Genomic DNA, 14,963 nt, shown 5'->3' on the forward strand with positions numbered 1-14,963 from the left:
TTTTTAGTTCATTGGTTCATTTGCCAATGGTTCATTCGTACGGTAAATTGCAAACTGCAAATTGAAAACTGCTGATTGTGTCGCGTATTTTTTTTAGGGAAAGCAATCCCTATACTCATCGGTTAAAGCAGCCCTGCTTTCCTTCCTGCTTCCATCGTCCTACCAATTTTAATATTGCTGCACCAGCATCCATCCAATCAGGTTTATTTTAGATAGGCCTGTGCAAGGAAAAAAAACCGCCACAATGAACAACTCTCAATATCCTAAGCCCGATTGTACGAATGCCGTTTTATTCGTTAAATATTTTTTCTGTTCCACAGCTTTAAAACGGCAGCAGGAAAAGCGGGACTGCAAACCGCCATGGAATGACAACTTTCGCTTCCAAAATCACTTTCAATTTTCTTGTTAGAATAAGCCTTGGGCAGGTAAAAACCTCTGTCAAAGACTCACAGTTTACCATCGACTCCGGACTTCGGACTCCCGACTTCCTACTTTCTAACTTCTCCCCTTTTACCTTCCACCTTAAAAAACTATCTTTGCGGCAACATGAGTGATAATAGGTACAATCAACGCGGCGTTTCTGCCTCAAAAGAAGATGTGCACAATGCCATCAAAAACATCGACAAAGGAATTTTCCCTAAAGCGTTCTGCAAAATCATCCCCGATATTTTAGGTGGAGATGAGGAATATTGCAACATTATGCACGCCGATGGTGCCGGCACCAAATCTTCTTTAGCTTACGTTTACTGGAAAGAAACCGGCGATATCTCGGTATGGAAAGGCATTGCACAAGATGCCATCATCATGAATATCGACGATTTGATCTGCGTGGGTGCTACCGATAATATCCTTTTATCCTCAACCATTGGCCGCAACAAAAACCTGATTCCCGGCGAAGTGATTGCTGCCGTAATTAATGGAACCGAAGAAATTTTGGCCGATTTACGCGAACAGGGCATCTCCATTTACTCAACCGGCGGCGAAACCGCAGATGTAGGCGACCTGGTAAGAACCATTATCGTCGATTCTACTGTAACCTGCAGGTTAAAGCGCGAAGACATCATCAGCAACGATAACATTAAACCTGGCGACGTAATTGTGGCATTAGCCTCATACGGACAGGCAACCTACGAAACCGAATATAATGGCGGCATGGGCTCAAACGGATTAACCTCGGCCCGTCACGATGTTTTTGAGAAATCTGTTGCCAATACCTATCCTGAAAGTTTTGATCCTGCCGTTCCTTTCGACCTGGTTTTCTCTGGTCAAAAACAATTGGCCGAAGAAATAGAAATCGAAGGTTTTGGCAAAACAACTGTTGGTAAATTGGTATTATCACCTACCCGTACTTATGCACCGGTAATTAAAAAGATTTTAGAAAGCTATCGCAGTCAGATTAATGGTATTGTACATTGCAGTGGCGGCGCTCAAACTAAAGTGTTACACTTCATCAATGAGGATATCCACGTCATCAAGAATAATCTATTCCCTATCCCGCCGCTATTTAAATTGATACAAGAGCAATCGAGCACCGATTGGAAGGAAATGTATAAGGTATTTAATATGGGCCACAGAATGGAGCTATACGTACCTCAGGAGATTGCAGATCACATCATCGAGATCTCAAAAAGCTTTAATATCGATGCGCAGGTAATAGGCCGTGTAGAAAAAGGGGATCAGAAACAGGTAACTATCGAAAGCGAAAAAGGAACTTTCGTTTATAACTAAAAGTTAATAATATATTGAAAAGGGGCTGAAATAAAATTTCAGCCCCTTTTTTATTTACAATATCTAAGTAGAGATGCATCTACCAATAACACAATATTATAGAAGATTATAATTTTTAGTAAACATGAACACTAAAAGCATTTATGATGCTCATAGAACTCAATCCCATATAATAACTTCCTGCCTGTATTCCCATATTTCCATTATAGTGTATACGGGTTTCCATTGCTGCTGCAAAATTTGTATAGCCCTGGGGTATCGTTACATCATAATACATATTACTAGTGACCGCATGTTCTGAGTAAGGATATTCAACTTTTGTGTAAGAAACACGAATGGTAACATCTCTTGGTAATTCTAAAGGAATGGTTAAGTTTGGATCACTGTAAAATTGAATTAATTCATTTGTATCATAAGACTCATTATAATCATCCATCTGATATTCCTCACCACGTCCTGAAGTAACTTTATAATATATTGTTTTATACAAAGCATTAACCCCATCTATATCGCCTTGCGACAAATATTCATTATAGCCCCATATAGAACCGTCTTTTTTTGTCATTTGAGGCGCGGTATTCCCGCCCACACTGGCTGCACTATTATATGGATAGTATAACATTATAGAATAAAAATCGAAAGTTCCAATTTCAGAACCTGTACCTAAGCTATAAATTTCGTATTGAGACCTCCAAGTATTATTTATATTCGCAGAATTAATATTAATGTACTGATCTCGATCTGCCCTAGTTTGTTCATGAAATAATCCTATAGCATGCCCAATTTCATGGGTGACAGTAGTCTTATCTGCATTTGCAGCTAGCCTAATTAACTGCTCCCCACCTATCATACCTAATTGTGAATCTCCTGATCCATTTGGTGGCGCTCCTTGAAAATTTATATAATTAGCCTGATTAGTCCGTTGTACAAAACGAATTGGCGTACTGGCTTCCCAATCGCTAATCGAATTTAAGATTAGCGAACTATGGGAGGCATTATTAATAACGTAGTAAACAATTCCCCCTGGCCATAATTTTTGAAACTCAGCTGTAAAGGTGCTTCTAGGCGTAGTAGTTTTACCATCTCCAACCTTATTGTATTCCAAATAAGCAATCTGATCTTTTGATAAAACAACATCGCCTCCAACAACGTATTCTCCATTATCATTAATTTGAACAGTAACCTGCCCACCATTCTTTAAATGATAGGTAATAACTTTTACCGAAGTGTCTTGCGATTGTTCCTCCTTAACAGAAGTTTCTTTTTTACATGCACTCAGAAAAATAACGAGCACCGCAAATGCATAATAGATTTTTTTCATGTTTAGATGTTTTAAAATTTAATTCATATAGATTTAATCATTGGGTTAAACAATGGGTGATCCTATTATAAAAAGCACAAAAGTTTAGGCATTAAAATTGAATCAGATTTGGAGGGATGTGCTGCTTAAAAGCAAAACATTATAATCTAATTGGAGAAAAGAGTGTTTTTCTGAGAGAGCGTGCGTTTCATAATAGTTTTTTGTTTTCTTTGTTAAAAATAGCAATCAACTATTAAAGCAGTTATTTCTTTACATCAAGTAGTCAGTTTATTACACGAACCAACTAAAAAACAACGATTTAAATCTAAATTATAAAAAAAATGCCCAGATCGTTTTCGATCTAGGCATTAGTAATATAACTGTATTAAGTATTAGTTAAAGTTATAGCGAACACCAAACTGCATATAATAAGTTGATGATATTGTTTGAGAGGTACCAAATGTCTCTCTAACAATATCATTATTAGCCGTATTCAATCTGAATGTTGGTTTGGTTGTGTTATTAATAGCACCAACGTTTTGTGGAACTAAAATAGAAGTACTATTAACGAAGTTTACATTACCCCATTTACGGTTTAATAAGTTACCAACGTTAAATATATCAACAGTTACCTGAAAAGAGTTTTTACTTTTTCCATAATTCTTGAAAACCTCTTGGGTTAATCTGAAATCAAATTGATTTCTCCAAGGAGAAGTTGCAGCATTACGCTGAGCATATTCACCTTTATGCTTGCTTAGATACTTATCTTGCTCAATATAGGCCATAAAAATATCGCTTTGTTGCTGAGGTGTATATGTTTTTTGTTGAGTACCTGTACCTACAACTACGTTACCACTAAATGTAATATCAGACGCGTCTTTTGGAATATAAATTAAATCATTTCCTGAAATACCATCGCGGTTAAAATCCGTACTATAAGTATAAGAGAATCTTCCTTGTTGAGAACCCTCATAAAATAATGAGAATGACGTTGCTAAATTGGCAAAATATTCTTTTCTATAAGAGATATTAGCAATTATTCGATCAGGATTTAAGTTACTAGAGTAGCTTAAAGTTGGTGAATTAGGATTACCAGATGTTTGAGGTATCGACCAAAGGTTTAATAACTGATCGCCGCCGCCATCACCATAATTACGTTGATCAGAACGTGTATAAGCAATCATAGCACTAAGACCACCTTGGAATTGTTTAGTCAATTGAGCAGTAGCTTGCCAGTTATATCCGCCTTTTGCATTGCTCATTTGAATTACGTTAAAACCAGAAGAACTAGTGGTAGCTGCAGTTGTAGCAACAGCACCCGCACCTGTTAATGATACGTTTTGCCTTGCAAATGCACCAATTGCAGTTGTTGGCAACTGTCCACCAGAAGGGAACATAGGTCTTGTATCACCATAGCCACTAATATTTAAAGCAATAGGATCTACCAAGTTGATATTTTTTGCAACAGCTACATTTAAATCTCTACCATAAATACCTTCCAAAGTACCAACGATACCCCAAGGTAATTTAATATCAAATGCAATACTTGATTTCCAGGTTTGAGGGAATTTCAAATTAGGAGACATTACACTAATACTACTTGGAATTGATGAACCCGCCGCAGGTGCTGCAGATAATAAATTCGGCGCAATACTTGGATTAAAAAATGGAGTATTAGCCTGACCAGAATATGTTTGAGTATATTGTAGTAAACCAGCATCACCTGATTGAGAAACGATCCATACGAAAGGAATGCGACCAGTAAAGATACCTGTTCCGCCACGTACCTGGAACGAACGATCACCAAATACATTCCAGTTAAAACCAAAACGAGGTGAATAAGAAATTCTGTTTTCAGGTAAAACACCTGTATCTACTTTTTGTCCGGCAAAATTTAAACCTGCTACCAAAGGATGCGTTTTAACTTCACTAACATCTGGATAACTAGCTTGTTCAACACGTAAACCTGCAGTTAATTTTAAACGGTCTGTAACAGTAAATTCATCCTGTAAATAAGCAGAATATTGATTGAATTTAAAGCTTGGGTAAGCTTGAGAACCATCAGCAGTTAAAGGATATGTTACTGCGTAATTAGATGGCTTTGCTCCATTTACAAAATCAGCCCAAGAATTAAATACATAATAACCTGTACCAAAACGTTGGAAACCATTTTTAGTTGTGCTAAACTCTGCTTGTACACCAACACTTAAGTTGTGTTTACCTAAGGCAATACTTAAATCATCAGAATAAGTATAACCTTTAACATCTCTTAAGTTACCATAAGTAAATGGCTCATAACCAAATGATGTTATAACAGAAGAACCATCTAAGATATCAACCAATGGAAAAGGGCTACTATCTGATGTCCTTGGATCATTTTGATGAGAATAAGTCGCCCTTGCAACGTTTGTAATCTTGCTACCAAAAGAAGATGTCAACTCTGCAACTCCTGAATATAAATTTGCTGCCTGATAGTAATTTGAATTCGCAAATGATAATGCAGTATTTGCAACTCTATTATTTGCCGCCGCAAATGTTACACCAGAACCCGTGGTAGAATTACTCAAAGACGATGGCGATTGACTTTCTACCTGATTATAACGTACACTGAAACGTTGAGTCTTAGAAATATTCCAATCTAAACGGGCAAACATTTTTTCGTTATCGCTGATATTTGAATAGCCTTGGTATGGACCTGTTGCATATCCGTACTTAGATTGTAAATAAGAAGAAACACCATTTAAAAAATCAACCGTTGGTCTAGATACAAAAGAAGGAGATGATCCGCCGAATGGAAGTTCTGGCGTAGAAGCGATTTTAGTAGTGCCCGGTTGGATGGTATGCTTTTTCTCATAATTTACGAAAAAGAATAATTTATCCTTAATAATTGGTCCACCAAAACTTGCACCGTAATTTTTCTCATCAAGTTTTTGTAATGAAGGAATTCTATAAGTTTCACCAATTCTTTTTCCTTGTTGCTCGTCACCACGCATGGTGTAAAAAGCACTTCCAGTAAAAGTATTTGTTCCCGAGCGAGTTACTGCAGTAACAGATCCACCTGTAAAACCAGTTTGACGAACATCAAATGGCGTAACATTGATTGAAATTTGCTCTAATGCATCGATTGAGATTGGGGAACCACCAGCAGGGATGTTCTGGCCAATACCAAACTGGTTGTTAAAGTTAGCACCGTCTACAGTAAAGTTATTTGAACGATAGTTACCACCACCAATTGAAGTATTATTTGCCTGAGGCGTTAAACGTGTTAAATCGTTAACACTACGAGTAATAGTTGGCAAACTTTGAATCTGTTGTTTTGTAATAACCGTAGAAGTACCGTTTCTACTTGAGTTCATTATACTATTAGTACTTTGACCAACAACATTAACCTCAGATAAGGTAGAACTATTATCTGATAATACAACGTTCAATAAATAAGGCTCACCTAATTTTAAATAAACATCAGCTAATTTTTCAGGTCTGTAACCAACAAAACTAATTTCAATAGTGTAAGGTCCGCCTACACGTGTGCCGCCAATTGTAAAACGACCATCATTGTTTGTAGATACAGAATAAACAGTACCCGTTGGTGTATGTGTTGCTTTAACACTTGCACCGGGTAAGGCGCCTTTGGCATCCTTAATTGTTCCTGTTATTGATGATGTAGTTACCTGTGCGTTAACACCAAAAGTAATACCTACAAATGCAACAATAACCAGTACTAATCTTAAAAGTAAAGATTTCTTCATACTTTGTTTTTTAAATGTTTTTTGTTGTTGAATAATAATCTAAATAGGGATTTTATGGCTGCAAATGTCCTAATAAAATTTAACACATTTTAACATCCAATGTTAAATAATTATTAAGTCAGGCAAAACTTTTCAACATTTAACACATATTGCATGGGTTATAACTTTCAGTTTATCAATACATTGATAATAAAGCTAAATTTTTAATAACGAAACAATCAGTTGATTATAATTTAAGCATGAAACTTAAGTTAACATTGGTATTTTTCAAATAATACATATTAACAACAATTTTTAAGCCTTAAACATCCTGGTTATTTGACTTTTTATTAACTAACCCATATATTATTCTGCAGATTGTATTCATTCTGACTGATATTTTAAAATAGAATGATCAAAACAATATTCAACCATTGTAAATTTTAACAGCTATCTCAATATTGCCCTATTCAATTGACATTTTTTTTTTAGTTTTGAGCGATTATTAAGGGAGCAAGCTCTTTTTAATTTTTGTAATGCAAAGGAGTATTCCTTTAACCGGTAAAGAATCGGAACATTACATTGTACATGCAGAACAATTAAAAAACAAATCTCTTTAAAATTAGATATGAACCGTCCATAATTAAATATCTCTAAAAATGATGATTTAATTATGGTAAGCTCCATCTGACAGATAAATAACAAATTAAAAAAAACAGATGAATTACGACGTTATTGTTTTAGGCAGCGGCCCAGGTGGTTACGTAGCTGCAATCAGAGCTTCACAATTGGGACTAAAAGTTGCCATTGTAGAGCGTGAATCATTAGGTGGTATTTGTTTAAACTGGGGATGTATCCCTACTAAAGCACTTTTAAAAAGCGCTCAGGTTTTCGAATATATTAATCATGCTGCTGATTACGGAATTACTACTGCTGGCGCAACTGCAGATTTTGCAGCTGTGGTAAAACGCAGCCGTGGCGTTGCCGATGGCATGAGCAAAGGCGTTCAGTTTTTAATGAAGAAAAATAAAATTGACGTAATCATGGGAACTGGTAAAGTAAAACCAGGGAACAAACTAGAAGTTAAAGGTGCCGATGGTTCTCAACAGGAACTAAGTGCTAAGAATATCATCATCGCTACCGGTGCCCGCTCAAGAGAATTACCGAACCTTAAACAAGACGGCAAAAAAATTATTGGCTACCGCCAGGCAATGGTACTTCCTGAATTACCTAAAAGCATGGTAGTGGTAGGTTCTGGTGCTATCGGTGTAGAATTTGCTTATTTCTACGCTACAATGGGCACTAAAGTAACCATCGTAGAATTTATGGATAACGTTGTTCCGGTTGAGGATGAGGACGTTTCTAAACAGTTATTACGCAGCTTGAAAAAAGTGGGTATCGACGTTATGACTTCAGCAAGCGTTGAGTCGGTTGATACCAGCGGTGCAGGTTGCAAAGTTTCAGTTAAAACAGCTTCGGGTATGCAAACTATCGAGGCTGATATCGTACTTTCAGCTGCTGGTATTGTAGCCAATATCGAAAACATTGGTTTAGAAGAAACCGGTATCAAAACCGAAAAAGGTAAAATCGTTACTGATGAGTTTTACAATACTTCAGTAAAAGGTTACTATGCAATTGGTGATGTAGTTGGCGGACAAGCTTTAGCACACGTTGCTTCTGCAGAAGGTATTATCTGCGTAGAAAAAATCGCTGGTCAGCATGCTGAGCCTTTGGATTATAACAACATTCCTGGATGTACTTATTGCACACCAGAAATTGCTTCTGTAGGTTATACCGAAAAAGCGGCTAAAGCAGCAGGTTACGAATTAAAAATCGGTAAATTCCCATTTTCAGCTTCAGGTAAAGCAAGTGCTGCCGGTGCTAAAGATGGTTTCGTAAAATTAATCTTTGATGCCAAATACGGAGAATTATTAGGTGCACACATGATTGGTACCAACGTTACCGAAATGATTGCCGAAATTGTAGTTGCCCGTAAATTAGAAACTACCGGACATGAAATAATTAAATCTGTTCACCCTCACCCAACTATGAGCGAAGCCATTATGGAAGCTGCTGCTGATGCATATGGTGAAGTGATACATTTATAAAATAAACCACTGGATTAACGTCTCAATTTTCTTTACATTGAAAAAAACTCTTTTTTTAGCTGTGCTTTCTATCGTAAGCACAGCTCAATTATTACATGCTCAAAAAACCATTCTTAAAGGCTATATTATTAAATTAAATAATGATACAGTTAAAGGATATATTGATTACAAAAACTGGAACAAAAATCCTTTATCAATCAATTATTATCCTACTTTAAATGATAAGCCACAAAACCTGGATGCAAAAAGCATCAATGGTTTTGGAATAACCGATGATAAATACAAGGAGTCTTATATTTCAAAAGCGGTTAAACTTGAAACATCTCCACAACAATTAGGTAAATTAGGCTTTGATAAAGAACCTTCATTTGAGGATAAAGTTCTTTTTCTCCGTATTTTAAACGAAGGCGACTTAACCTTACTTAAATACGTTGACGACCGAAGCCACCTTTTTATCAATAATGGGGACAAAACGGAAGAGTTAATCAATAAGCGATATTATGTAAATGAATCAAAAAATCAGATTGCATATAATTCAGACTATAAAGAACAACTTAAAAACCTATTTATCAACGACAAAGAGATCAGCGATAATGAAATAGGAAAAGTTAGCTTCTATGAGAGTGATATTATCAAAATTATTCAAAAACACAATCAATCTAAGCCAGATTCATATAAACCTACAAGCGCTAAAAACGAGAACTTAACAGCTAAGTTTAGCCTTATTTTAGGCGGAAGTTACTCAACACTATCATTCGGAGATATCGACTTTAAAAGCTCAACTAATATTGCGCCTGGAGTATCATTACTCTTAATAATCCCCAGATCATCCGAAAAACTAGGCATTAATTTTGATTTACTTTATAGGTCATTTAAATTCAATGGCACAAACCAAAGCAAGCAATCTGATTTTCAATACTCAAATCAAACCTATGCTTTTGATGGAAAATATTTAAAGCTGAGCGCAATGTTCAGATATACTTTCGCTAATACTTCACTTAAACCTTTCTTAAATTTAGGTGTAAGTAGTGCATATGCCATTAAACTCAAAGAAAATACAATTTTTGAGGACACTTTCCATTCAACAACAACTATAAATCAACATAACTCCTTTGATAAACTTAGGAAATTTGATCAAGGCGCCCTTTTGGGTGCAGGATTAACGGTTAAGCATTTTGGAATTGAGGCCCGTGGAGAAATTTCAAATGGATTTTCCACAATAACATCCATAAAAACAGGGATAACTACCGGCTATCTCCTGGTAAACTATCAGTTTTAGTTATTTATATCATAATTAAAAAAACCCTTTAGTTAATCCTAAAGGGTTTTCTTATTTTTAGCCCAAGTTACATCAGCCATTTACCTTTTACATCTAATATCAAATGAAACTCCACACCATAAACACAGGCTTATTTAAATTAGACGGCGGCGCCATGTTCGGCGTTGTACCTAAGGCCATCTGGCAAAAAACCAATCCTGCCGATAGCAATAACCTTTGTACCTGGGCCATGCGATGTTTATTGATCGAAGAAGAAAATCAGTTGATTTTAGTGGATACAGGTATCGGAAACAAACAGGACGAGAAGTTTTTTAGCCATTATTACCTGCATGGTGATGATTCTATGGAAAAATCGCTCTCGCACCTTGGATTTGGCATGGCAGATATTACAGATGTTTTCCTTACACACCTTCATTTTGATCATGTAGGTGGGACAATTGTAAGGGAAAACGAAAAGCTAATCCCTGCTTTCAAAAATGCAACATACTGGAGTAACGAAAAACACTGGCAATGGGCAGTTGAACCGAATGCAAGGGAAAAGGCTTCGTTTTTGAAAGAAAATATTTTACCTATTCAGGAAAGCGGACAGCTTAAATTTGTAGCCGAAAAAGAAAATATCGAATGGCAAAAGGATATCAATATCAGCTTTGCTTACGGCCATACTGATGCCATGATGTTACCTAAAATCAATTATAAAGGAAAAACGATCGTTTATATGGCCGATCTTTTACCATCGGTTGGTCACCTTCCCCTACCGTATGTAATGGCCTATGATATGTTCCCCTTAAAAACATTAACAGAAAAACAGGCTTTTTTAGAAGAAGCCGTTAACAACAACTATATATTGTACTTAGAGCACGACCCCATTAACGAATGCTGCACCTTACAATGCACTGAAAAGGGAATCCGTGTGGCAGAAACCTTTAACCTGAGCGATATATAATGATCAGACCAGCTAAACCCACTGATGCTACAGCAGTAGTGCCATTGATTATCCAGGCGATGGGCAAACTGGCGAGTAAATTAACCCATGTTGAAGAGGGGCACGTGCTGAAAGAAATCTTTACTCATTTTTTTCAGATGGAGGGCAATCAATACAGTTACGAAAATACGCTGGTTTTTGAAGAAGAAGGTAAAGTTCTGGGATCACTGAACGCTTATGATGGAGGAAAACTGCCCGAACTCCGCAAACCATTTCTTAATTTTGTAGTTGAACATTACCATGCAAACAACGCCAATCAAGATACAGAAACTGAAGACGGAGAGTTTTACCTGGATAGCATCAGCGTTAACCCTTCAGCCCAAGGGAAAGGAATAGGAAAGCAACTGATTAAAGCAGGTATCAGCTGGGCTAAAAAACTTGATCAACATACAGTTGGCTTATTGGTAGAAAAAAACAATCCAGACGCTTTGAGGCTTTACGAAAAAATGAATTTCGTTATCCAGAACGAAAAACAATTTATGGGCGGATTATACCATCACATGATTTTTAAAATCAAATAATTAGCCTATGGTCTTTCTCCTGGCACCGCCAAACGCCAATCACAACTGCTTCTCAAATTTATTTTGGTTTTTATTTGTATTTAATCTAAATAATGCCAATTTTTGTAACCGATGGAAAAAGCATGTATTGACATTAACGAACTGGTTAACGTATTCTCAAATACCCATGGTTCTATTTATCAGTCAGATAAATTAAACTGCTTTTATGTAGATTTTGGCGGCAAGTTTGCCCGCTATAACTGCCTTTCGCTTCAAAAACTAAAAAAGGTTGTCGAAAATATCGATATCGACGCACTTCTTTTAAATACCCATAAAGCCGATTTCGAATTAGTTACCTTTAATGGTTGCGAGCACATTTATTTATTAAGTGCCTTAGAAATTATTGCCTTGAAAGATTTATTGCAAGGAACCTTTACCATGTTTAAACTCAACCACATCATCAGCGATTGCCTTTATAGATTGGTTTATTAGTATAATCGGTTAATTGTTTAAATCGGTTAACTGGTCATAGCAAACTGTTAACTGAAAATTGCCAACTGAAACTGTTCTTTGGCGATTCGCTAATTGGTTAATGACAAATTGATCATTGGTAATTAGTAATTAACCCTTTATTATCCTGCTGATCCTCAACTACTATCCGTCTCGCGTTATTCCATCATCCATACTACATCTTACTCCCTTACTTCTCTTATTTAAACTGATTACAAATAACTAATTATCAGCAATTTAGACTAATTTCATATTGCAAATAAATTAGAATCGCGAACAAATTCGGTTTACATTTGTATTGTTATTAAAGTACAGAAATATGAAAGATCTAATGCGTATCAAATGTTTAATATCTCAGGATATCGAAACATTATTAAATCAGCAAATAAAAAAAGAAGCTCACTCTTCATCACTATATTTATCAATGTCATCTTGGTGTGACCAAAATGGATTCGACTTTTCAGCAGATTATTTTTTAAAGCAATCTGAAGAAGAAAGAGTACATCAGTTAAAGTTATTCAAATATGTATTGGATATGGGTGGAAATGCAATCTCTCCAGAGGTTACCGGCATCAAAACCGACTTCGCTGGATTTAGAGAAGTTTTCGAAGATGCTTTAGAAGCAGAAATCGCCATTACACAGAGCTTTAAAAACCTGGCAGCAAAATGCCACAAAGAGCAGGATTTCGTAACCATGGAATTTTTGAACTGGTTCCTGAAAGAGCAACGCGAAGAAGAATACAAAGCACGTAGAGCGCTGGAATTATTCGAAGTAATTGGTGAAGAAGGAACAGGAAGATGGGAAATTGATAAACACGTGAATAAAATCACTTATTCAGAAGCATAACAACAACAAAACATATATTGAAAAGCTATCCTAATCAGGGTAGCTTTTTTTATGCCAAAAATTTTGACGAGATATTAGCGCTAAAGCATTAAGATCCCCGCATGCGCGAGGATAACGACATTTCCCTCCTTTCCTCTACGCTTCATTCAATAACTATCGGATCGTTTTGATGATGACACAAAAAAAAAGAAAAGCCCCAGTTTTTCTGGAGCTTACTTAGTTTAGGTTGTTTGGTTTATGTTGATTATGAATAAGTCTTGAATTTTTGTAAAAAAAGCGCCGTTACCAGCGCTTTTTTTAAACCAAATATATAATAATAATTAACGAGCATTACAAAAGTACAAACTTTATTGATATTAGCAAGTATTTTCAACAAAAAAATTAAATATTTTGTATAAAAATCAATAATTCACTAAAAATAAATTCATAAATCAATAAAAATATATACAAAATTGATTTTTTTACCTTAAAAATTAAATTTTTACCTTTCAAAATCATACTTTAAGGAAATATTTAAGCAAAATGATAGAAGATTTTATAAAAAATTACTTTAATCATCCCAAAACTTACGATGAAATGTTTCTTAATGGTGATCATTATAGAAATCATTATTCAAACTTTATCAATAACTTCTCTAAAGAATCGCTCGAAAACTTAAACAAAAAGGAAGAACTGGCAAAAAAACTATTCATGAGTCAGGGAATTACCTTTACCGTGTATGATAGCGGCGAAGGAATCGAAAAAATCTTTCCTTTCGACATTATTCCCCGAATTATTACGTCAACTGAATGGAGTTTTATAGAAAAAGGAATAAAACAACGTTTAAAAGCATTAAATCTGTTCTTAAAGGACGTTTATAGCAATCAATTTATCCTGAAAGATAAAATTGTACCCATCAATGTAATCTATTCTTGTCCGCATTTTTTAAGAGAGATGCACAATGTTAATGTATTGCACGATATTTATATCCACATTGCAGGTATCGACTTAATAAGAGACCATGATGGAACATTTTATGTACTGGAGGATAATCTACGCACACCATCTGGTGTAAGTTACATGCTCGAGAACAGGGAAATTACCAAAAGATTATTCCCCGATTTGATTCCACAATGTGGCGTAAGAAGTGTGACAGAGTATCCTGCCATACTGTATAAAAATTTAATGACCCTCTCCCCCAGGGCAGTTTCTAACCCAACCATAGTACTGCTTAGTCCGGGCATGTATAATTCTGCTTATTACGAACATACTACCTTGGCCCGTCTAATGGGTGTAGAACTGGTAGAAGGCCGCGATCTGGTGGTTAAAGATCAAAAAGTATTTATGAAAACCACTACCGGCCTGCAACAGGTTGATGTAATCTACCGTCGCGTGGATGATGATTATCTTGATCCTTTAGTATTTAATCCGAACAGCGTATTGGGTGTGGCCGGCTTAATGGGTGCTTACCGCAAGGGCAACGTAGCCATTATTAATGCGGTAGGCAATGGTGTGGCCGACGATAAAGCGGTTTACACGTATGTACCCGATATGATCAGGTACTACCTTAATGAAGAACCCATTTTAAAGAATGTGCCCACTTATCAGCTGAGTAATAAAGATGAATTGGAATATGTTTTTGCAAACATCAATACTATGGTAATCAAAAAAACCAATGGAAGTGGCGGCTATGGTATGTTAATGGGACACGCGGCCACTGAACAGGAAACAGAAGAATATAAAATTGAAGTATTGAAAGATCCACGCAATTTTATCGCCCAACCCACCATCAGTTTATCATCTGCGCCTTGTTTTATCAACGGGAAACTGGCTCCCCGCAGAATAGACCTCCGTCCCTTTGCCTTAAACGGACCAGATGGCATTTCGATTGTTCCGGGTGGATTAACCAGAGTAGCTTTAAAAGAAGGCTCGCTGGTAGTAAACAGTTCGCAGGGTGGCGGCAGTAAAGATACATGGGTTTTAACTTCTTAAAATACGGGAT

The 14,963-nt window shown here is 36.1% G+C and carries 10 protein-coding genes; 8 read left to right on the forward strand and 2 right to left on the reverse strand.

All coding sequences use genetic code 11. The features are described from left to right. The first annotated feature begins 546 nt into the window (after positions 1 to 546). Positions 547 to 1,728, forward strand: a complete 1,182-nt coding sequence (locus tag U859_RS0125795) for an AIR synthase related protein (protein WP_025146135.1) — start codon at positions 547 to 549, stop codon at positions 1,726 to 1,728. A gap of 115 nt (positions 1,729 to 1,843) precedes the next feature. Here the strand turns inward: U859_RS0125795 and U859_RS31370 are convergent, their stop codons facing one another. Both U859_RS31370 and U859_RS0125805 read right to left on the reverse strand, forming a co-directional pair. Then, positions 1,844 to 3,049 (reverse strand): M12 family metallopeptidase, encoded by a 1,206-nt coding sequence (locus U859_RS31370; RefSeq protein ID WP_025146136.1) that lies wholly within the window; start codon positions 3,047 to 3,049, stop codon positions 1,844 to 1,846. Between the two features lie 371 nt (positions 3,050 to 3,420). Next, on the reverse strand, positions 3,421 to 6,777 hold the full coding sequence (locus tag U859_RS0125805) for a TonB-dependent receptor domain-containing protein (protein WP_025146137.1): 3,357 nt from the start codon (positions 6,775 to 6,777) through the stop codon (positions 3,421 to 3,423). A 698-nt stretch (positions 6,778 to 7,475) separates the two neighbouring features. Between U859_RS0125805 and lpdA the strand changes: the two genes are divergently transcribed. The 7 genes from lpdA (at position 7,476) to U859_RS0125845 (ending at position 14,953) form a co-directional block, all read left to right on the forward strand. Then, complete coding sequence (lpdA, locus tag U859_RS0125810) at positions 7,476 to 8,864, forward strand: dihydrolipoyl dehydrogenase (protein ID WP_025146138.1); 1,389 nt, start codon at positions 7,476 to 7,478, stop codon at positions 8,862 to 8,864. Between the two features lie 37 nt (positions 8,865 to 8,901). Further along, positions 8,902 to 10,143, forward strand: coding sequence for an outer membrane beta-barrel protein (locus tag U859_RS0125815; RefSeq protein ID WP_025146139.1), 1,242 nt, complete (start codon positions 8,902 to 8,904; stop codon positions 10,141 to 10,143). Between the two features lie 103 nt (positions 10,144 to 10,246). Continuing rightward, positions 10,247 to 11,086, forward strand: a complete 840-nt coding sequence (locus U859_RS0125820; RefSeq protein WP_025146140.1) for an MBL fold metallo-hydrolase — start codon at positions 10,247 to 10,249, stop codon at positions 11,084 to 11,086. Then, positions 11,086 to 11,646, forward strand: a complete 561-nt coding sequence (locus U859_RS0125825) for a GNAT family N-acetyltransferase (RefSeq protein ID WP_025146141.1) — start codon at positions 11,086 to 11,088, stop codon at positions 11,644 to 11,646. Before U859_RS0125820 ends, U859_RS0125825 begins: the two co-directional genes overlap by 1 nt. Before the next feature lie 111 nt (positions 11,647 to 11,757). Then, the gene (locus U859_RS0125830; protein ID WP_025146142.1) at positions 11,758 to 12,117 is read left to right on the forward strand and encodes a hypothetical protein; all 360 of its coding nucleotides are present in this window, start codon (positions 11,758 to 11,760) and stop codon (positions 12,115 to 12,117) included. A gap of 337 nt (positions 12,118 to 12,454) precedes the next feature. After that, positions 12,455 to 12,982, forward strand: coding sequence for a ferritin (locus tag U859_RS0125835; protein WP_025146143.1), 528 nt, complete (start codon positions 12,455 to 12,457; stop codon positions 12,980 to 12,982). A 522-nt stretch (positions 12,983 to 13,504) separates the two neighbouring features. Next, positions 13,505 to 14,953, forward strand: a complete 1,449-nt coding sequence (locus U859_RS0125845; RefSeq protein ID WP_025146144.1) for a circularly permuted type 2 ATP-grasp protein — start codon at positions 13,505 to 13,507, stop codon at positions 14,951 to 14,953. Positions 14,954 to 14,963 lie beyond the last annotated feature (10 nt).

It is taken from the genome of Pedobacter jeongneungensis (assembly GCF_000633455.1).
Classification (GTDB): Bacteria; Bacteroidota; Bacteroidia; order Sphingobacteriales; family Sphingobacteriaceae; genus Pedobacter; species Pedobacter jeongneungensis_A.

Excerpts from the sequence above, each read along its gene's own strand:
- U859_RS0125820 (WP_025146140.1), top strand. The coding sequence starts at position 10,247 with ATGAAACTCCACACCATAAACACAGGCTTATTTAAATTAGACGGCGGC.
- U859_RS0125830 (WP_025146142.1), top strand. The coding sequence starts at position 11,758 with ATGGAAAAAGCATGTATTGACATTAACGAACTGGTTAACGTATTCTCA.
- U859_RS0125835 (WP_025146143.1), top strand. The coding sequence starts at position 12,455 with ATGAAAGATCTAATGCGTATCAAATGTTTAATATCTCAGGATATCGAA.
- U859_RS0125795 (WP_025146135.1), top strand. The coding sequence starts at position 547 with ATGAGTGATAATAGGTACAATCAACGCGGCGTTTCTGCCTCAAAAGAA.
- U859_RS0125845 (WP_025146144.1), top strand. The coding sequence starts at position 13,505 with ATGATAGAAGATTTTATAAAAAATTACTTTAATCATCCCAAAACTTAC.
- lpdA (WP_025146138.1), top strand. The coding sequence starts at position 7,476 with ATGAATTACGACGTTATTGTTTTAGGCAGCGGCCCAGGTGGTTACGTA.
- U859_RS31370 (WP_025146136.1), bottom strand. The coding sequence starts at position 3,049 with ATGAAAAAAATCTATTATGCATTTGCGGTGCTCGTTATTTTTCTGAGT.
- U859_RS0125805 (WP_025146137.1), bottom strand. The coding sequence starts at position 6,777 with ATGAAGAAATCTTTACTTTTAAGATTAGTACTGGTTATTGTTGCATTT.
- U859_RS0125825 (WP_025146141.1), top strand. The coding sequence starts at position 11,086 with ATGATCAGACCAGCTAAACCCACTGATGCTACAGCAGTAGTGCCATTG.